Origin of the sequence: Stenotrophomonas acidaminiphila (assembly GCF_014109845.1) — a bacterium.
Taxonomy (GTDB): Bacteria; Pseudomonadota; Gammaproteobacteria; order Xanthomonadales; family Xanthomonadaceae; genus Stenotrophomonas; species Stenotrophomonas acidaminiphila.
On sequence record NZ_CP043567.1, the window covers coordinates 40,876 to 58,720 of the forward strand.

The 17,845-nt window shown below is 71.9% G+C and carries 18 protein-coding genes; 6 read left to right on the forward strand and 12 right to left on the reverse strand.

Translation table 11 applies throughout. The features are described 5' to 3' along the window. Window positions 1-75: 75 nt before the first annotated feature. Window positions 76-900 carry a 16S rRNA (cytidine(1402)-2'-O)-methyltransferase gene (rsmI, locus tag F0P95_RS00440; protein ID WP_056932331.1) on the reverse strand — a complete coding sequence of 275 codons (825 nt, stop codon included), beginning with the start codon at window positions 898-900 and terminating at the stop codon, window positions 76-78. An 81-nt stretch (window positions 901-981) separates the two neighbouring features. Between rsmI and F0P95_RS00445 the strand changes: the two genes are divergently transcribed. Genes F0P95_RS00445 through F0P95_RS00460 form a run of 4 tightly spaced genes read left to right on the forward strand, consistent with a single transcriptional unit; the run spans window position 982 to window position 5,006 of the window. Continuing rightward, on the forward strand, window positions 982-2,709 hold the full coding sequence (locus F0P95_RS00445) for a penicillin-binding protein activator (RefSeq protein ID WP_182335281.1): 1,728 nt from the start codon (window positions 982-984) through the stop codon (window positions 2,707-2,709). Then, the gene (locus tag F0P95_RS00450) at window positions 2,699-3,073 is read left to right on the forward strand and encodes a YraN family protein (RefSeq protein WP_182335282.1); all 375 of its coding nucleotides are present in this window, start codon (window positions 2,699-2,701) and stop codon (window positions 3,071-3,073) included. The genes F0P95_RS00445 and F0P95_RS00450 overlap by 11 nt, the downstream gene beginning before the upstream one ends. Beyond that, complete coding sequence (locus F0P95_RS00455) at window positions 3,073-3,615, forward strand: metal-dependent hydrolase (RefSeq protein WP_182335283.1); 543 nt, start codon at window positions 3,073-3,075, stop codon at window positions 3,613-3,615. Before F0P95_RS00450 ends, F0P95_RS00455 begins: the two co-directional genes overlap by 1 nt. After that, complete coding sequence (locus F0P95_RS00460) at window positions 3,612-5,006, forward strand: FAD-binding oxidoreductase (RefSeq protein WP_182335284.1); 1,395 nt, start codon at window positions 3,612-3,614, stop codon at window positions 5,004-5,006. The genes F0P95_RS00455 and F0P95_RS00460 overlap by 4 nt, the downstream gene beginning before the upstream one ends. Window positions 5,007-5,171: 165 nt before the next feature. Here the strand turns inward: F0P95_RS00460 and thiL are convergent, their stop codons facing one another. From thiL to F0P95_RS00510, 10 genes are all read right to left on the reverse strand, one after another. Then, complete coding sequence (thiL, locus tag F0P95_RS00465; RefSeq protein WP_182335285.1) at window positions 5,172-6,143, reverse strand: thiamine-phosphate kinase; 972 nt, start codon at window positions 6,141-6,143, stop codon at window positions 5,172-5,174. Between the two features lie 96 nt (window positions 6,144-6,239). Further along, window positions 6,240-6,719, reverse strand: coding sequence for a transcription antitermination factor NusB (gene nusB, locus F0P95_RS00470; RefSeq protein ID WP_182335286.1), 480 nt, complete (start codon window positions 6,717-6,719; stop codon window positions 6,240-6,242). After that, window positions 6,716-7,183, reverse strand: a complete 468-nt coding sequence (gene ribH, locus F0P95_RS00475) for a 6,7-dimethyl-8-ribityllumazine synthase (RefSeq protein WP_056932299.1) — start codon at window positions 7,181-7,183, stop codon at window positions 6,716-6,718. Before ribH ends, nusB begins: the two co-directional genes overlap by 4 nt. A 111-nt stretch (window positions 7,184-7,294) precedes the next feature. Then, window positions 7,295-8,395: a 3,4-dihydroxy-2-butanone-4-phosphate synthase gene (ribB, locus tag F0P95_RS00480; protein ID WP_182335287.1), complete on the reverse strand. Its 1,101-nt coding sequence runs from the start codon at window positions 8,393-8,395 to the stop codon at window positions 7,295-7,297. Next, window positions 8,392-8,994, reverse strand: coding sequence for a riboflavin synthase (locus F0P95_RS00485; protein ID WP_182335288.1), 603 nt, complete (start codon window positions 8,992-8,994; stop codon window positions 8,392-8,394). The genes ribB and F0P95_RS00485 overlap by 4 nt, the downstream gene beginning before the upstream one ends. A gap of 460 nt (window positions 8,995-9,454) precedes the next feature. Continuing rightward, window positions 9,455-10,549 (reverse strand): bifunctional diaminohydroxyphosphoribosylaminopyrimidine deaminase/5-amino-6-(5-phosphoribosylamino)uracil reductase RibD, encoded by a 1,095-nt coding sequence (gene ribD / locus F0P95_RS00490; protein WP_162486458.1) that lies wholly within the window; start codon window positions 10,547-10,549, stop codon window positions 9,455-9,457. Between the two features lie 34 nt (window positions 10,550-10,583). Then, window positions 10,584-11,060, reverse strand: a complete 477-nt coding sequence (locus tag F0P95_RS00495) for a GNAT family N-acetyltransferase (RefSeq protein WP_182336631.1) — start codon at window positions 11,058-11,060, stop codon at window positions 10,584-10,586. After that, window positions 11,057-11,584, reverse strand: a complete 528-nt coding sequence (gene nrdR, locus F0P95_RS00500; RefSeq protein WP_054667620.1) for a transcriptional regulator NrdR — start codon at window positions 11,582-11,584, stop codon at window positions 11,057-11,059. Before nrdR ends, F0P95_RS00495 begins: the two co-directional genes overlap by 4 nt. 168 nt (window positions 11,585-11,752) lie before the next feature. After that, window positions 11,753-13,006 carry a serine hydroxymethyltransferase gene (gene glyA, locus F0P95_RS00505; RefSeq protein WP_182335289.1) on the reverse strand — a complete coding sequence of 418 codons (1,254 nt, stop codon included), beginning with the start codon at window positions 13,004-13,006 and terminating at the stop codon, window positions 11,753-11,755. Window positions 13,007-13,142: 136 nt separating this feature from the next. Beyond that, entirely contained in the window at window positions 13,143-13,607 is a 465-nt protein-coding gene (locus F0P95_RS00510) for an RcnB family protein (protein ID WP_182335290.1), read from the reverse strand. 216 nt (window positions 13,608-13,823) lie between these two features. On the opposite strand from F0P95_RS00510, the gene ettA reads away from it, so the two are divergent. Next, complete coding sequence (gene ettA / locus F0P95_RS00515) at window positions 13,824-15,488, forward strand: energy-dependent translational throttle protein EttA (protein WP_054667623.1); 1,665 nt, start codon at window positions 13,824-13,826, stop codon at window positions 15,486-15,488. 193 nt (window positions 15,489-15,681) lie between these two features. Continuing rightward, window positions 15,682-16,998, forward strand: coding sequence for an NCS2 family permease (locus tag F0P95_RS00520; RefSeq protein ID WP_182335291.1), 1,317 nt, complete (start codon window positions 15,682-15,684; stop codon window positions 16,996-16,998). Window positions 16,999-17,025: 27 nt separating this feature from the next. Here F0P95_RS00520 and F0P95_RS00525 read toward each other — a convergent pair whose 3' ends face one another. Beyond that, the gene (locus tag F0P95_RS00525; protein WP_182335292.1) at window positions 17,026-17,817 is read right to left on the reverse strand and encodes a DUF3667 domain-containing protein; all 792 of its coding nucleotides are present in this window, start codon (window positions 17,815-17,817) and stop codon (window positions 17,026-17,028) included. Between the last annotated feature and the right edge of the window lie 28 nt (window positions 17,818-17,845).

Sequence of the window (17,845 nt, forward strand, 5' to 3'; positions counted from 1 at the left end):
CCTCACCCTCGCGCAGAAGGCGGCGCTTCACCTGACCTGTTCCATGCCGCGTACCTGCCCATTTCATGGCCCGGCCTAACCGCCGTACAGCAGCTTGCGCGGCGCGCCGCTCAGTTCGGCGGCGAGCTTGGCCGCGGTGGACGGCGGCAGGTATTCCTTGAGCCGGGCATGCAGCCGGCGGCCTTCGGCGATCTTCGCCGCTTCATCGTCGGCCGCGCCCTGCACCATCACCACGAACTCGCCCTTGCGCTGGTTGTCGTCGGCCTCGACCGCCGCGCGCAGCTGCGCCAGGGTGCCGTCGAGCACGGTTTCGAACAGCTTGGTCAGTTCGCGCGCGACCACCGCCGGGCGCTCATCGCCGAACGCGGCGGCCATGTCGGCCAGCGATTCGGCGATGCGGTGCGAGGATTCGTAGAACACCAGGGTGCCGGTTTCGCCAGCCAGGCGTTGCAGGCGCTCGCGCCGGGCCGCCGCCTTGGCCGGCAGGAAACCCTCGAACACGAACCGGTCGCTGGGCAGGCCGGCCACGCTCAACGCCGCGATCGCGGCGCAGGCGCCGGGCACCGGGCTGACCTTCACCCCGGCCGCACGCGCCGCCCGCACCAGCCGGAAGCCGGGGTCGCTGACCAGCGGGGTGCCGGCGTCGCTCACCACCGCCATCGATTCGCCACCGAGCAGGCGCGCCACCACGCGCTCGGCCATCGCTTCCTCGTTGTGGTCGTGCAGCGCCACCAGCGGCCGGCTGATGCCGAAGTGCGACAGCAGCTGCCCGGTATGGCGCGTGTCCTCGGCGCAGATCGCGGCCACCGACCGCAGTACCTCCTGCGCGCGCGGACTCAGGTCGGCAAGGTTGCCGATCGGCGTGGCGACAACGTACAGGGTGGCGGGGGCAGCGGGCATCATCGGCTTTTCCATGGGCAAGGGTAGAATCCTACCGTGTCACCCACCCGGCGCCGCCGCGTGCCGTTGAACGGACCCCGAATGAACAAGCCCGCCGCACGGATCACCGCCCTGTCCCTGTCGCTGCTGCTGTTGGCCGCCTGCGCCACCACCGGCCCGGCACCGACCACCTCGCCGGGGCAGCAGGCCGCCATCGCCCTGCTCGAACAGGGCAAACCGCGCGAAGCCGCGCAGCAGCTGGAAGCCGAAGCCGCGCTGGTCCGCGGCGCCGCCAGGTCGCAGTTGCTGGCCGATGCCGCATTCGCCTGGCACGAAGCCAACGACGATGCGCGCGCGCGCATGCTGCTGCCGCAGGTGCAGGCGCGCCAGCTGAGCGGCGCCAGCCGCCAGCGCCATGCCCTGCTTGGCGCGGAACTGGCCCTGGCCGACAAGCAGCCGGCCGCCGTGCTGCAGGCGCTGGGCACGCAGCAGCCGGACCTGCTCGCGGCCGCCCAGCAGGCGCGCTGGCACCTGGCCCGCGGCCAGGCGCTGGAGGCCAATGGCGATGCCTTCGCCGCGGCCGGTGCCCGCGCCCGCGCCGGCGTGCTGCTGGCCGGCGCTGCGCGCACCGACAACCAGCGCGCCATCACCCGCCTGCTGGCAGGACTGGACGATGCCACCCTGGCCAGCCGCAGCGCCGCGCTGCCGGCCGGCGACCCGCTCTACAACCATGCCGGCCGCGCGCTGATCGGCCGCGGCCTGCCGCTGCCGCGGCCGTTCGAGCGCGATGCCGCGTGGCAGCTGGACACCAGCAAGCGCCCGCCGGCCGACACCGACGGCTATCGCCCGCCGCTGAAGATGGCGGTGCTGCTGCCGCTGTCCGGCACCCTGGCCACTGCCGCCGCGCCGGTGCGCGATGGCCTGCTGGCCGGTTACTACGGCGAGTACCGCCGCCGCCCGCAGGTCGATTTCATCGACACCCGCGGCACCCCGGCCGGCGCCATCGCCGCCTACGACAAGGCCGTGGCCGGCGGCGCCGATTTCGTGGTCGGTCCGCTGGGCCGCGACGAGGTGGATGCGCTGTTCGGCCGCGAGCAGCTGCAGGTGCCGCTGCTCGCGCTCAACCGCGGCAAGGACACGCCGCCGGCGGGCAGCGCCGGCTTCTCGCTGGCACCGGAGGACGACGGCATCATGGCCGCCGAGTACCTGCTGGCCCGCGAGCGCGGCAAGGTGCTGGTGATCGGCAGCAACGACGACAACGGCCGCCGCGCCACCGCCGCCTTCGGCGAGCGCTTCGCCGAGCGCGGCGGCAAGGTCGTCGCCAGCCTCACCGTCGGCGACGCCCCCGGCGACATCGGCGCGCGCCTGCGCCAGGCCGGCACGGTCGATGCGGTGTTCCTGGCGGTCAAGGGCGCGCAGGCGCGGGTATTGGCGCCGCAGCTGGCGCTGGCCGGCATCGGCGGGGCCACGCGGGTGGGCACCTCGCAGCTGGTGTCGGGCACCGGCAAGGCCGAGGAAGACATGGCGCTGGACGGCATCGCCTTCCCGAGCGAGGCATGGGCCGTGCGCGGTGCGCCGGGGCTGCCGGCAGCCGCCGAACTGGCCGCCACCCTGCCGACCGCGCGCGGTGCCGCCGCGCGCCTGTTCGCCTTCGGTTTCGATGCCTGGAAGATCTCCGCCTACCTGGAAAAGCTGGCCAACAGCACCCAGGGCGGCCTGGCCGGCGCCACCGGCACCCTGCACCTGGACGGCTTCGGCAACGTGCTGCGCACCCCGGCGTGGTCCACCTTCAGCGCCGGCCAGCCGGTGCCGATCGGTGATGGCCGCTGACCAGGCCGCACGCGGCGCCGCGGTGGAAGCCGCCGCGCGCCGCCACCTGGAGCGGGCCGGCCTGCGCTGGCTTGCGGGCAACGTCCGCTACCGCGGTGGCGAACTCGACCTGGTGATGGCGGACCCGGCCAGCGGCGGCCTCGTCTTCGTGGAAGTGCGCTACCGCCGCAGCCGCGCGTTCGGCGGTGGCGCCGCGTCGGTGGATGCCGGCAAGCGCCGGCGCCTGCTGCTGGCCGCACAGCTGTACCTGGGCGAGCACCCGGCCCATGCCCAGGCGCCGTGCCGCTTCGACGTGGTCGAAGCCAGCGGCGAACCACCGCAGCTGCACTGGCTGCGCGACGCCTTCCGCGCCGACGACGGCTGATGCCCAGCGTCTTCACCCATGCCGCCGTGCCGCTGGCCCTGTGGTGCGCCAGCGCGCGCGGGCGCGTGTCCACGCGGCTGCTTGCCGCCGGCGTCGTCGCCGCGGTGCTGCCCGACGCCGACGTGCTGGGCTTCGCCCTGCACGTCCCCTACGCCGATGCCTTCGGCCATCGCGGTGCCAGCCATTCGCTGCTGTTCTCGGCCGTGCTGGCGGCGCTGGCGCTGGCCCTGTACCGGCCGCTGCGCGCGGGACCGGCGCAGGCGGCAGCCTTCGTCTTCGCCTGCGCGCTGTCGCACCCGCTGCTCGACGCGTTCACCTCCGGTGGCCTCGGCGTCGCGCTGTGGTGGCCATGGAGCGAGGCACGCCTGTTCGCCCCGTGGCGGCCGATCCGGGTCTCGCCCTTCGCCAATGGCTTCTTCAGCGCACGCGGCCTGCAGACCGTGCTGTCCGAACTGCGCTGGGTGTGGCTGCCGTTGACCCTGGCGGTGCTCGGCTGGCGCCTGCTCCCACACCGTTCCCCTGCCGGTTCCCGCACCCCATGACCTGCCTGCCCGCCGCATTCGACCAGACGCTCTCCGACCTGCTCGGCGCGCACTGGCGCACCGACCCTGCCGCCCTGGCCGCGCACGCGCAGGACAACTCCTGGCGGCACGCGCTGCCGCTGGGCGTGGCGCTGCCGGAGGACCGCGCGCAGGTACAGGCCATCGTGCGGGCGTGCCGCGCGCACGGCGTGCCGCTGGTCGGGCGCGGTGCCGGCACCGGCACCACCGGCGCCGCGGTGCCGGTCGCAGGTGGCATCGTGCTGTCGTTCGCGCGCATGAACCGCATCCTCGCGCTGCGCCCCGGCGACCGCTGCGCGGTGGTCGAGCCGGGCGTGCTGAACGGCGACCTGCAGCAGGCGCTGATGCCGCATGGCCTGTTCTGGCCGCCGGATCCGTCCAGCTTCGAGAGCTGCAGCATCGGCGGCAACCTGGCCACCAATGCCGGCGGCCCGCGCGCGGTGAAGTACGGCACCACCCGCGACAACGTGCTCGGGCTGGTGGCGGTGACCGGCGCCGGCGAACTGATCGAATGCGGCGGCCCGTGGACCAAGGACGCCACCGGCTACGACCTCACCCACCTGCTGGTCGGCAGCGAGGGCACGCTGGCGCTGATCGTCGAAGCCACGCTCAGGCTGGCGCCGCGACCACGCGCGCAGGCCGGGCTGCGCGTGCTCTACCGCGACGCGGCCAGCGCAGCGGCGGCGGTGTCGCGGGTGATGGCGCAGCCGGCCACGCCGACCACGCTCGAATTCATGGACGCGCGCAGCCTGGAGCTGCTGCGCGGCAACGGCGCGCAGGTGCCCGATGCCGGCGCGATGCTGCTGATCGACGCCGACGGCGATGACGACACCCTGCCCAACATCCTGCACGCGCTGGCCCAGGCCGCCGAAGGCGAGGGCCTGCTGGCGCTGGACGTGGCGATGGACGGCAGCGCGCGCGAACAGCTGTGGGCGGCGCGGCGCGCACTGTCGCCGGCGCTCAGGCGTATCGCCCCCGGCAAGATCAACGAAGACGTGGTGGTGCCGGTCTCGCGCATCCCCGAGCTGGTGGCCGGCGTGCAGGCGCTGTCGGCGCGTTTCGCGCTGCCCATCGTCACCTTCGGCCATGCCGGCAACGGCAACCTGCACGTCAACATCCTCTACCACCCCGACGACGCCGGCGAGAACGCGCGCGCGCATGCGGCGCTGCCGGAAGTGTTCGCGCTGGCGCTGGCGCTGGGCGGCACCCTGTCCGGCGAACACGGCATCGGCCTGGCCAAGCGCGCGTTCATGGCGCAGGCCTTCACCCCGGCCACGCTGGCGGCGATGCGCGCGATCAAGCGGGCGCTGGACCCGGACGCCATCCTCAATCCGGGCAAGGTGCTGCCCGATACCGACGCCGCGCATCGCTGACGGCGCCACCGCGTGGCGCCGGTACCGGGCCCCGGCAGGCACCGGGCGCAGGATTGGAAGCCACCGGGCGGACGGCCCGCGGCGCGGCCACACGCCGCCTTCGCGTGCCGCGGGGGCGTGCCGGCACCGGCAACTGGACGCGCCCAGGATGCGCCAGCCGCCGCCCTACTCCGCGAAGTGGCGGTAGCCGCTGCGACCCGCGCCGGCATCGCCTTCGCAATGCACGCCGCGGCCTTCGGTGATCACGCCGATGCGCGCCAGCGGCAGCGCGAGATCCGCTGCCAGGGCCTGCACCGCCTGGCGCCGTTCCGGCGCGGCGGTGAAGCACAGTTCGTAGTCGTCGCCGCCGCGCAGGGCGCAGTCCAGGGCGGCAGCATCGCCGAGCGCGGTACGCAGCGCGGCCGACAGCGGCACCGCGTCGGCCTGCAGCATCGCGGCCACGCCGCTGCGCGACGCGATGTGGCCCAGGTCGGCGAGCAGGCCATCGGACACATCGGCGGCCGCATGCGCGCAGCTGCGCAGCGCCAGCCCCAGCGCCAGCCGCGGCATCGGCCGCTGCAGGCGCTGGCGCAGGCGCTCGTGGGCGGCATCGGCCACCACGCCGCGTACGTCAAGCCGGCCCTGATGCCACAGCCGCAGGGCGCCGGCGGCCTCGCCGGGATGACCGCTGACCCAGATGTCGTCGCCCACCCGGGCGCCGTCGCGGCGCAGCGCCTGCGCGGCCGGCACCTGCCCCATCGCGGTGATCGAGATCGACAGGGGCCCACGCGTGGTATCGCCACCGACCACGGCGATGCCGCTGGCGTCGGCCAGTGCGAACAGCCCGTCGGCGAAGGCATCCAGCCAGTCGCCCTCGGCCTGCGGCAGGGACAGCGACAGCGTGCACCAGGCCGGCACGGCTCCCATCGCCGCCAGGTCGGACAGATTGGCCGCCAGGGCCTTCCAGCCGATGTCGGCCGGGGCGCTCTCGGCCGGGAAGTGCACGCCGGCATTGAGGGTGTCGGCGGTGACCGCCAGCTGCTGCCCCGGCGCCGGCTGCAGCAGCGCCGCGTCGTCGCCGATGCCCAGCACGATGTCGGCGCGCGCCCGGGTGCGGCGCGCGATGCGTTCGATCAGGGCGAACTCGTCAAGGCTCATGGACAGGCATTCCTGGAACGAAAACGCCGGCGCCGATGCTGCCGGCCCCGGCGTCGTGCTGGAAGCGGCCGGCGCGCCCGCGCACCGGCAGCGGCGTCACTGGCCCGATTCGACCTTGCGCCATTCCACGGCGGCGCGGTCGAGCACGCCATTGACGTAGGTGTGGCCATGCTCGGAACCGAAACGCTTGGCGGTCTCGATGGCCTCGTTGATCACCACCCGGTACGGCACGTCGACGCGGTGGCGCAGTTCGTAGGCGGCCACGCGCAGCACCGCGCGCTCGATCGCGTCGACCTCTTCGACCGGGCGGTCGAGGAACGGCAGCAGCGCCTCGTCCAGCTCGCGGCGGTGGTCGAGCACCCCGCGCAGCAGGTTCTCGAAGTAGGCCAGGTCGGCCACTTCGTGCGCCTGCTCGTGCGCGAACTGGGCCAGCAGCGACTCGGCGTTGCCGCCGGAAATCTGCCACGCGTAGATCGCCTGCAGCGCGCGGCGGCGCGCGCGCGAACGCAGCACCGGGTCGACGCCGTCGCGGCGGAAGGGCTTGCCGGCAGGCTTGCCGTGGTTCTTGTTGCTCATGGCAGCTGCTCCAGAAGATTGACCATTTCCAACGCCGCCAGTGCGGCTTCCTCGCCCTTGTTGCCGTGGCTGCCGCCGGCGCGGGCCTCGGCATCCTCCACCCGTTCGACCGCCAGCACGCCATTGAGCACCGGCACGCCGAAATCCAGCTGCGCGCGCATCAGGCCCTCGGCGCAGCGGTCGGCCACGTGCTCGTAGTGGCGGGTGTCGCCGCGGATCACGCAGCCCAGGGTGATGATGGCCGCATGCCGGCCGGCGGCGGCCAGGCGGGTGGCGACCAGCGGGATCTCCCAGGCGCCGGGCACGCGCACCACGTCGATGGCGTCCTCGCCGATGCCGTTGCCGGCCAGGCTCTGCCGCGCGCCGGCCACCAGCACGTCGGTGATGCGCGCGTTCCAGCGGCTGGCGATGATGACGAAACGGGCCGTTCCGGCCGGGCGGAGGTCGCCTTCGTAGTGGCTCATGGGGCGGTGCGATCCAAAAGGTGGGTCAGTTTACCGTGTAGGTGCGTGGCTTGCCCCGCACCGCACGCGGCCGCAGCGGGCATGGGGCCGGCCCCGCACCCGCGCGCAGGCTCAGGGTTGCAGGGTCTCGACGATCTCCAGGCCGTAGCCGGCCAGGCCGATCTGCCGGCGCGGGGTACCGAGCACGCGCAGCCTGCCCAGGCCCAGGTCGGCGAGGATCTGCGCGCCGGCACCGTTGCGGCGCCACTGGCCCACGTCCTTGTCCTTGCCGGCCGGGCGCACTTCCGGCTCGCGCCGCAGGCGCGCCAGCAGCGCGTCGGAATCGCGCGGGGCCGACAGCACCACCATGACCCCCTGGCCTTCGCTGGCGATGGCGCGCAGCGCGTCGGTGGCGGCCACCCCGAAATCGTCGCGACGCCAGTGCAGCAGGTCGGCCAGCGGGTTCTCGACCTGGACCCGCACCAGGGTCGGGGTGTCCTTGTGCGGCTGGCCCTTGACCAGCGCGAAATGCAGGTCGTGGGCGATGCGGTCGCGGTAGGTGACCAGCGTGAAGGCACCGAACTCGGTGTCGATCTCGCGCGCGTCCACGCGCTCGACGGTGTGTTCGGTGGCCAGGCGGTAGGCGATCAGGTCGGCGATGGAACCCATCTTCAGCCCGTGCTCGCGCGCGAACACCTCCAGCTCGGGACGCCGCGCCATGGTGCCGTCGGGGTTGAGGATCTCGACCAGCACGCCGGCCGGCTCCAGCCCGGCCAGCATCGCCAGGTCGACCCCGGCCTCGGTGTGGCCGGCGCGGGTCAGCACGCCGCCGGGCTGTGCGATCAGCGGGAAGATATGGCCGGGCTGGTGCAGGTCCGAGGGCCGGGCACCGGGCCTGACCGCGGTGCGGATGGTGTGGGCGCGGTCGGCGGCGGAGATGCCGGTGGTCACGCCCTCGGCGGCCTCGATGCTGACCGTGAAGTTGGTCTGGAACTGCGCGGTGTTGGCGCGCACCATCGGCGCCAGCCCGAGCTGGCCGGCGCGCTCGCGGGTCAGCGGCAGGCACACCAGGCCGCGGCCGTGGGTGACCATGAAGTTGATGTCCGACGGCTTGACCAGCTCGGCGGCCATGATCAGATCGCCTTCGTTCTCGCGGTCCTCGTCGTCGACGATCACCACCATGCGGCCGGCGCGGATCTCTTCCAGCAGTTCGGGAACGGGGGCGAAGTTCATGCGGCGGCTCCTTGGCCCAGCAGGCGCTCGACATAGCGCGCCACCAGGTCGATTTCCAGATTGACGGCGTCGCCGACGCCGGTATGGGCAAAACGGGTATGGGCGACGGTGTGCGGGATCAGCGCCACCTCGAAACCGGCGGCGTCGGCTTCGTTGACGGTGAGGCTGACGCCGTCGACGCAGATCGAGCCCTTCTTCGCGATGTACCTGAGCAGCGGCGCGGGCGCGGCGAAGCGCCAGCGCTGGGCGCGGGCGTCGTCATGGATCGACAGCACCGTGCCGATGCCATCGACGTGGCCGCTGACCAGGTGGCCGCCGAGGCGGTCGCTCGGGCGCATGGCGCGCTCCAGGTTCAACGCCGCGCCGGGGGCCAGCCGGCCGAGCGTGGTCAGGCCCAGGGTCTCGGTGGAGGCATCGGCCTGGAACGAGCTGGCGTCGAACGCGATCACGGTCAGGCACACGCCATTGACCGCGATGCTTTCGCCCAGCCGCACCTGCTCGAACGGCAGGCTGCCGACCTCGAAGGTGAAGCGGACGTCGCCGCCAACGGGCTCGTGCGCGGCCAGGCGGCCGACGCCTTCGATGATGCCGGTGAACATCAGCGCACCCCCGCGGCCAGCGGCCGGGAGAGCGGATGGGGGATGCAGAGGGTTTTCATGAACGTTTCCCGCGGTTGGAGAGCGAAAAACGCCGCAAGGCATACAGGCGCACGCACGGCGGGGCCGCGCGCGGGCCGTCTTCTTTCATCCGGACTCTAGGCGCCACCGCATTCGCGGCGTCGCCAACCGTCGGCTCCGGCATCGGACCGGATCTGCTGACCCTTGGCCGTGGAACCCGCACGCCAGCGCGTGGGTTCCGGCGAATGATTCGCGCGCCGGCCTCGGCGCTCGCGGGCTCGTGCGCGCTCCCACTCGGGGGACCGCGTACCTACCGCCGGTGGGGAATTACACCCCGCCCTGAAGACGTTCGTGGTTGCCGGCGAACCGGCCGGCGCATTGTACCAGTCCATCCGCGGCGGACCTGTCCGGCAGATGGATGGCAGTGTTGCAGCAGCGGGCGTCAGCGCGGGTCCGGGCGCAGCAGCAGGCGCAGGTCCCCGCCGACCATGCGCAGGTCCGCCACCTCCAGCGGCCAGGCCTGCGCCATGCGCCCGATCCCCAGCCCGGCCAGCAGCGGGCGTGCGCCCTCGCCCATCAGCAGCGGCGCCATGTACAGCAGCAGCTCGTCGGCCAGGCCGGCGCGCAGCAGCGCCCCGCACAGGGTCGGGCCGGCCTCGACATGGACTTCGTTGATGCCGCGGGCAGCCAGCAGCGCCATCACCGCGGCCAGGTCGAAGCGGCCATCGGCCAGCAGCGGCGCGGCGGCGAATTCCGCACCCTGCAGCACCGGCGCGGCCAGCGCCGGATCGTGCAGGTACAGCGTGGCCGCGTCGCCTTCGCGCACCCGTGCGCAGGCCAGCGTGCGCAGCCGCGCATCGAGCACCACCCGCAGCGGCGGCAGGAAATCGCCGGCCTCCGGGCGCGCGGTCAGTGCCGGGTCGTCGGCCAGCACCGTCGCCGCCCCGGTCAGGATCGCGCCGGCGCGGGCGCGCCAGCGCTGCACGTCGGCGCGCGCCGCCTCACCGGTGATCCACTTCGATTCGCCGCTGGCCATGGCGGTGCGCCCGTCCAGGCTGGCCGCCAGCTTGACCCGTACCAACGGCCGGCCGCGCTCGATGCGCGACAGGAAGCCGCGGTTGAGCGCGCGCGCGCGGTCCGCCATCAGCCCCACCGCCACCTCGATCCCGGCCTGGCGCAGCAGCGCGAAGCCACCACCATCGACATCCGGGAACGGATCGCCCATGGCCGCCACCACCCGCGCCACCCCGGCCTCGATCAGCGCCAGCGCGCACGGCGGCGTGCGCCCGTAGTGCGCGCATGGCTCCAGGGTGACGTAGGCGGTGGCACCGCGCGCGCGCGCGCCGGCCTGGCGCAGCGCGAACACTTCGGCATGCGGGCCGCCGGCACGCTGGTGGAAGCCTTCGCCCACGACCTCCCCGCCATGGGCGATGACGCAGCCGACCATCGGGTTGGGCCGGGTGGTCCACGCCCCGCGTTCGGCCAGGCGCAGTGCGCGCGCCATCAGCTGGTGGTCGGTGGCGGTGAACTCATGCATGGAAAACCTCATCGGAAACAGGTGGCGTACCGCCTCAGGGCGGCGCCGGATCGATCTGCATCACGGTGACGGCCAGCGGCCCGAGCTGCAGCCGGGTGTGCGGCGCCCAGCCCAGCGCGCGGTACCACGGCACCATCGCCGCCTCGCAGTAAAGATACAGGCGCGGCACGCCCAGCCGCGCGGCATGCGCCACGCAGTGCCGGACCAGCCGTGCGCCGACACCGCGGCCCCGCGCCGTGGGCCGCACGTACAGCGACGCCAGCCACGGCGACCAGCCACGGATCTGCTCGTGGTCGTCATGCAGCAGGCTCACCGAGCCCAGCCAGCCGGCGGCGTCCTCGGCCACCCAGGTACAGGGAATGGTGTCGTCGCGCTGCATGCGCAGCTCGGCCTCGGCCTGCTCGACGGTCCACGCCGGCAGCAGCGTGCCGAAGGCCTGCACATGCGCCCGCGCCAATGCCGGCAGCCACCCGGGCCGCGCCTGCAGACCGACGATGCGCACCGCCGTCAGCGCGATGCCTTGCGCTCGCGGCGTGCGGCGGTGGCGGCATCCAGCAGCGACAGCTGCTCGTCGCCGGCCGGGTGGTCGCGCTCGAGCTTCTCGATCTCGTCGCGGAAGTCCGCCACGTCCTCGAAACTGCGGTACACCGAGGCAAAGCGCACATAGCCCACGTGGTCGAGCTTGCGCAGTTCGTCCATCACGAACTCGCCGACGCGGATCGACGGCACCTCGCGTTCGCCGCTCATGCGCAGCTGGTGGACCACCGCGCGCACCGCCGCCTCGATCCGCTCCTCCGCCACCGGCCGCTTCTGCAGCGCGCGGTCGAAGCCAACCCGCAGCTTGCGCGCATCGAACGCCTCGCGCCCGCCATCGCTCTTGACGATGACCGGCAGCTTGAGCTCGATGGTTTCCAGCGTGGAGAAACGCTCGCCACAGGCTTCGCAGCCGCGCCGGCGGCGGATGGTCGCGCCATCCTCGGAAACGCGCGAATCGATCACGCGGGTATCGGTGTGCTGGCAGAACGGGCAGTGCATCTATCTCGCCTTGGACATCAGGCGCCGCGGCTGCGGCATCCCTTCACTACAACGCAGATACAGCAAACCCCGGGACGGAGCAAGACTGCCCGGCCCGGAGCGAGGCCACCGCTGCGGTGGCGGACGCATGGCACGGCCGCCACCAGGGCTGCCGGCGGCGGCGCCGGATCAGCCGTAGACCGGGAACTGCCGGCACTGCAGGGTGACGTTCTCGCGCACGCCGGCGATGACGTTGTCGTCGTTCGGGTTGTCCAGCACGTCGGCGATCCAGTTGGCCAGCGCCACGCAGTCAGGCTCCTTGTAGCCGCGGGTGGTGATGGCCGGGGTGCCCAGGCGCAGGCCCGAGGTGACGAACGGCGAACGCGGGTCGTTCGGCACCGAGTTCTTGTTGACGGTGATGTGGGCCTTGCCCAGCGCGGCTTCCGCGTCCTTGCCGGACACGTCCCTGCCGATCATGTCCACCAGCATCAGGTGGTTGCGGGTGCCGCCGGAGACGATCTTGTAGCCGCGCGAGATCAGCGTGTCGGCCATCGCCTGCGCGTTCCTGACCACCTGCTCCTGGTAGGCCTTGAACTCCGGCTCCAGCGCTTCCTTGAAGGCCACCGCCTTGGCCGCGATGACGTGCATCAGCGGGCCGCCCTGGATGCCCGGGAACACGATCGACTGCAGCTTCTTCTCGATCTCCTCGCCGGCGCCCTTGGCGATGATGATGCCGCCGCGCGGGCCGCGCAGGGTCTTGTGGGTGGTCGAGGTGACCACGTGGGCGTGCTCGATCGGGTTCGGGTAGACGCCGGCGGCGACCAGCCCGGCCACGTGCGCCATGTCCACGAACAGGTAGGCGCCGACCATGTCGGCGATGGCGCGGAAGCGCGCCCAGTCGACGATCTGCGAATAGGCCGAGAACCCGGCCACGACCATCTTCGGCTTGTGCTCCAGCGCCAGCCGCTCGACTTCGTCGTAATCGATCAGGCCCTGCTCGTTCACGCCGTACTGGACGGCATTGAACAGCTTGCCCGAAGCGTTGACCTTGGCGCCGTGGGTCAGGTGGCCGCCATGGGCCAGGCTCATGCCCAGGATGGTGTCGCCCGGCTGCAGCAGCGCGAAATACACGGCCTGGTTGGCCTGCGAGCCGCTGTGCGGCTGGACGTTGGCGTAATCGGCGCCGAACAGCTGCTTGAGGCGGTCAATAGCCAGCTTCTCGGCGATGTCCACGTACTCGCAGCCGCCGTAGTAACGCTTGCCCGGGTAGCCCTCGGCGTACTTGTTGGTCAGCTGGCTGCCCTGGGCCTCCATCACCATCGGGCTGGCGTAGTTCTCGCTGGCGATCAGCTCGACATGGTCTTCCTGGCGCTGGCATTCGGCGGCGATGGCCTTGGCCAACTCGGGGTCGTAGGACTCGATACGGGCGTCACGCGGGAACATCTCGGCTCCTGGGAGGGTGGGCGGGGAGAACGCCGATTGTAGCGCTTCCCCGGCACCGCACCGGCCGCCGCCCGCGCCGCGCCCGAAAAGCAAGGGCGCCCCGGGGGCGCCCTGCCGTCACGCGACCGCAGCCGCCTCAGTGGTTGAACACGATGTCGGCGATGATGCCGGTGGCGATGGCCACCATCAGCAGGTTGCCGCGGTCGTCGCGGATCCAGCGGTGGCCGTGCGGCGGCCGGCGCAGGTGGTAGCGGTCGTAGTCGTTGACCACGTAGACCGGGCCGCCGTAGTAGTTGTTGTAGCGGTAGCCGCGCTCGAACCCGTAGGGACGGTAGACCACGCGCGGCGGCGGGGCGTAGTAGCGGCGGTCGTTGTGGCGGGCGTCGCGGTAGCCCTCGCGGTAGCCGGCGTTGTAGTGGCGGCGGTCGTCGCGCCAGTCGCGGCGGTCGTCACGGCGGTCGTGGCCGTGGCCGTGGCCACGGTCGTCCCAGCCGTGGCGGCCGCGATCGTGGTCGCGATCGCCGGCGGCGAAGGCCGGGGCCGTGGCGCCGAAGGCCAGCAGGGTGGTCATCGCGGCGACTGCAAGTCGGTGCATCTTCATGGTGGCCCTCGCGGTGTTGATGGACGCATCCCATCATGCTCACGCGATCTGAACGGTTTCCGGCTGGAAACGGTTACCGACAGCGCCATTCATCAACCGGCCAGCCGTGCCGCGGCCGCCGGTGCGGGGCGGCTTCCCGCTATAATCGCCCATTCCCTTTTGCCTCGGGCTCGTCCGCCTTGCGGACCGGGCGCGGGCGCGCGCTACGGAGACGTCATGTCCTCGCAATACATCTACACCATGAACCGCGTCAGCAAGGTGGTCCCGCCCAAGCGGCAGATCATCAAGGACATCTCGCTGTCGTTCTTCCCGGGCGCCAAGATCGGCCTGTTGGGCCTGAACGGCGCCGGCAAGTCCACCGTGCTGAAGATCATGGCCGGCGTGGACACCGATTTCGAGGGCGAGGCCCGCCCGCAACCCGGCATCAAGGTCGGCTACCTGGCCCAGGAGCCGGAGTTGAACCCCGAGCACACCGTGCGCCAGGCCGTGGAAGAAGGCGTGGGCGACGTGCTGCAGGCGCAGGCCGCGCTGGAAGCGGTGTACGCCGCCTACGCCGAGGAAGGCGCCGATTTCGACGCGCTGGCCAAGGAGCAGGAGCGCCTGGAGGCGATCCTGGCCGCCGGTGACGCGCACACCGTCGAACACCAGCTGGACGTGGCCGCCGATGCGCTGCGCCTGCCGCCGTGGGACGCGGTGATCGGCAAGCTGTCCGGCGGCGAGAAGCGCCGCGTCGCGCTGTGCCGCCTGCTGCTGCAGAAGCCGGACATGCTGCTGCTCGACGAACCGACCAACCACCTGGACGCCGAGTCGGTGGAATGGCTGGAGCAGTTCCTGCACCGCTACACCGGCACCGTGGTGGCGGTCACCCACGACCGCTACTTCCTGGACAACGCCGCCGAGTGGATCCTGGAACTGGACCGCGGCCGCGGCATCCCGTGGAAGGGCAACTACACCCAGTGGCTGGAGCAGAAGGAAGAGCGGCTCAAGCAGGAAGAGAACCAGGAAAAGGCCCGCCAGAAGGCGATCGCCAAGGAACTGGAATGGTCGCGGCAGAACGCCAAGGGCGGCCGTTCCAAGGGCAAGGCGCGCCTGGCCCGCCTGGAAGAACTGCAGTCGGTCGACTACCAGAAGCGCAACGAGACCAACGAGATCTTCATCCCGCCGGGCGAGCGCCTGGGCAACTCGGTGATGGAGTTCAGGAACGTGTCCAAGAAGTTCGGCGACCGCCTGCTGATCGACAACCTGTCGATGATCATCCCGCCGGGCGCCATCGTCGGCATCATCGGCCCCAACGGCGCCGGCAAGTCGACCCTGTTCAAGATGATCACCGGGCAGGAGAAGCCGGACTCGGGCGAGATCGTGATCGGCCCGACCGTGAAACTGTCCTACGTGGACCAGAGCCGCGAGAAGCTGGAAGGCAACCACAACGTCTTCCAGGAAATCTCCGGCGGCCTGGACATCCTCAACATCAACGGCGTCGAGATCCAGTCGCGCGCCTACATCGGCCGCTTCAACTTCAAGGGCCAGGACCAGCAGAAGATGGTCGGTTCGCTGTCCGGTGGTGAGCGTGGCCGCCTGCACATGGCCAAGACCCTGCTGCAGGGCGGCAACGTGCTGCTGCTCGACGAACCGTCCAACGACCTGGACATCGAAACCCTGCGCGCGCTGGAAGACGCGCTGCTGGAGTTCCCGGGCAACACGTTCGTCATCTCGCACGACCGCTGGTTCCTGGACCGCATCGCCACCCACATCATCGCCTTCGAGGGCGACTCGCACGTGGAGTTCTTCCAGGGCAACTACCGCGAGTACGAAGAGGACAAGAAGCGCCGCCTCGGCGACGACGCCGGTCCCAAGCGCCTGCGGTTCAAGGCACTGAAGTAAGCAGCAACGGGACGGCCGCAGCGATGCGGCCGTCCGCTTTCCAGCCCGCCGCCGGCCAGGGCCCGCGCCCCGCCCGCGGCGTGGCGACACCTTCGTCATGGCCGCGGCCGCAGGATATGCGTGGCGTCCGCGCCCGGCGCAGCGCCCCCTCCCGCCCGGGCGCGCGCCCGCCCCCGGCATCCCGGATTCCCCCATGCGCCTCCTCGACCGCCTGTTCAAGCTCCGCCAGCACGGCACCGATGTCCGCACCGAAGTGCTGGCCGGGCTGACCACCTTCCTGACGATGTCCTACATCGTCTTCGTCAACCCCGACATCCTCGGCACCACCGGCATGGATCCGGGCGCGGTGTTCGTGGCGACCTGCCTGGCCGCGGCGATCGGCTCGACGGTGATGGCGCTGGCGGCCAACTTCCCGGTCGGCATGGCGCCGGGCATGGGCCTGAACGCGTTCTTCGCCTTCACCGTGGTCGGCTCGGCCGGACTGCCGTGGCAGCAGGCGCTGGCGGCGGTGTTCATTTCCGGCCTGGTGTTCCTGGTGCTGTCGCTGAGCGGCATCCGCGCCTGGCTGGTGGCCGGCATTCCCGCCTCGCTGCGCTCGGCCATCGTCGCCGGCATCGGCCTGTTCCTGGCGATCATCGCGCTGCAGAAGTCCAACGTGATCATCGGCAACCAGGACACGATGCTGGCGCTGGGCCCGCTGAACACGGCGCCGCCGCTGCTGGCGCTCGCCGGCTTCCTGCTGATCGCGGTACTGGAGGCACGGCGCGTGCGCGGCGCCATCCTGATCGGCATCCTCGCCGTCACCGCGGCCGGCTGGCTGGCCGGCGACGTGCAGTACCAGGGCCTGGTATCGCTGCCGCCGAGCCTGGCGCCGACCTTCCTGCAGCTGGACCTGCCCGGGCTGCTGCACCACGACGGCGGCGCGCCGCTGGCGGTGCTGCTGCAGGTGGTGCTGGTGTTCGTACTGGTGGAGGTGTTCGACGCCACCGGCACGCTGTACGGCGTGGTCGGCCGCGCCGGCCTGCTCGAGCTGGCCGATGGCAGGAAGCGCTTCGGCCGCGCGCTGCTGGCCGACAGCAGCGCGATCGTCGCCGGTTCGCTGCTGGGCACCAGTTCCACCACCGCCTTCGCCGAAAGCGCCTCCGGCGTGCAGGCCGGCGGCCGCACCGGGCTGACCGCGCTGGTGGTGGCGGCACTGTTCCTGGCCGCGCTGCTGTTCTCGCCGCTGGCGGGCATGGTGCCGGCCTATGCGACCGCGCCGGCGCTGCTGTTCGTGGCCGGGCTGATGCTGCGCGAGCTGGTCAACGTCGATTGGGGCGACCTCACCGAATCGGTGCCGGCGGCGCTGTGCGCGCTGGCCATGCCCTTCACCTACTCCATCGCCAACGGCCTGGCGTTCGGCTTCATCGCCTATGCCGTGCTCAAGGCCGGCACCGGCCGCTGGCGCGAGGCGCGGCCGGCGCTGTGGCTGGTGGCGGGGCTGTTCGTGCTGCGTTTCGCGCTGGAGTGAACCCGGCCCCGGCCGCCTGCCCGCAGGTCAGGCCAACAGCATCATCACGAAGATGGCGACGGCCACCGCCCCGGAACTCAACAGCGAGAACACGCCGTAGCCCAGCAGGGCGCGCCATATCGTCGACCAGGCCGGGCTCCCTTCGAACAACTGCAGCAGCGAGTACACCGCATAGGCGACGCTGGCCAGCCCCACCCACAGCTGGGTATGCGGGACCCAGCGCTCGAACGGGATCAGTACGCTCCAGACCACGAAGACCTGCACCGTCAGCAGGGCGGTGATGACCAGCCACTCCGGATAGTTCAGGCGTCCATAGCGGCCGAACGCCAGCCGCAGCACCCAGGCTTCGATCGGCAGCAGCGCCAGCGTGAAGGCGGCGAAATGCGCATCGATCCAGCCGGCGACCGCCTTGCTCGCGGCCATGTACCGCGCCACCAGCGCCGCGGCACCCGGCTCGAGCCCCTGCGTCATGCCTGCGGGCGCATCCGTGTCCATCACCGTGCCGTCGGCGAACAGCCGGCTGAGCAGCACCACCGCCGCCGCGGTCACCATGACCAGCAGCAGCGGCTTGACGTGGTTGCCGCGGCGCCCGTCGATGTAGTCGCGCATCAACCTGCCCGGGCGCAGCATCAATTCCCTGAGCGAATACAGGATGCCGCGGTCCATGTGCAGCACGCTGTGCTCCAGCTCGTGGCCCAGGAAATGCCAGTCGATGCGGTGGACCGGCGTGGGCTGGCCGCAGCCGGGGCAGAACTTCTGCTCCGGGCCGGTGACTGCGCGTGCGCAGTTGATGCAGTGGTCGGTGTCGTGCATCCCCATGCCCGCGCCTGTTGGAAGGGACGCATTC

Bases quoted from the DNA above. Each gene is read 5' to 3' on its own strand.
- rsmI (WP_056932331.1), bottom strand. From the start codon at position 900: ATGCCCGCTGCCCCCGCCACCCTGTACGTTGTCGCCACGCCGATCGGC.
- F0P95_RS00445 (WP_182335281.1), top strand. From the start codon at position 982: ATGAACAAGCCCGCCGCACGGATCACCGCCCTGTCCCTGTCGCTGCTG.
- F0P95_RS00450 (WP_182335282.1), top strand. From the start codon at position 2,699: ATGGCCGCTGACCAGGCCGCACGCGGCGCCGCGGTGGAAGCCGCCGCG.
- F0P95_RS00455 (WP_182335283.1), top strand. From the start codon at position 3,073: ATGCCCAGCGTCTTCACCCATGCCGCCGTGCCGCTGGCCCTGTGGTGC.
- F0P95_RS00460 (WP_182335284.1), top strand. From the start codon at position 3,612: ATGACCTGCCTGCCCGCCGCATTCGACCAGACGCTCTCCGACCTGCTC.
- thiL (WP_182335285.1), bottom strand. From the start codon at position 6,143: ATGAGCCTTGACGAGTTCGCCCTGATCGAACGCATCGCGCGCCGCACC.
- nusB (WP_182335286.1), bottom strand. From the start codon at position 6,719: ATGAGCAACAAGAACCACGGCAAGCCTGCCGGCAAGCCCTTCCGCCGC.
- ribH (WP_056932299.1), bottom strand. From the start codon at position 7,183: ATGAGCCACTACGAAGGCGACCTCCGCCCGGCCGGAACGGCCCGTTTC.
- ribB (WP_182335287.1), bottom strand. From the start codon at position 8,395: ATGAACTTCGCCCCCGTTCCCGAACTGCTGGAAGAGATCCGCGCCGGC.
- F0P95_RS00485 (WP_182335288.1), bottom strand. From the start codon at position 8,994: ATGTTCACCGGCATCATCGAAGGCGTCGGCCGCCTGGCCGCGCACGAG.
- ribD (WP_162486458.1), bottom strand. From the start codon at position 10,549: ATGCATGAGTTCACCGCCACCGACCACCAGCTGATGGCGCGCGCACTG.
- nrdR (WP_054667620.1), bottom strand. From the start codon at position 11,584: ATGCACTGCCCGTTCTGCCAGCACACCGATACCCGCGTGATCGATTCG.
- glyA (WP_182335289.1), bottom strand. From the start codon at position 13,006: ATGTTCCCGCGTGACGCCCGTATCGAGTCCTACGACCCCGAGTTGGCC.
- F0P95_RS00510 (WP_182335290.1), bottom strand. From the start codon at position 13,607: ATGAAGATGCACCGACTTGCAGTCGCCGCGATGACCACCCTGCTGGCC.
- ettA (WP_054667623.1), top strand. From the start codon at position 13,824: ATGTCCTCGCAATACATCTACACCATGAACCGCGTCAGCAAGGTGGTC.
- F0P95_RS00520 (WP_182335291.1), top strand. From the start codon at position 15,682: ATGCGCCTCCTCGACCGCCTGTTCAAGCTCCGCCAGCACGGCACCGAT.
- F0P95_RS00525 (WP_182335292.1), bottom strand. From the start codon at position 17,817: ATGGGGATGCACGACACCGACCACTGCATCAACTGCGCACGCGCAGTC.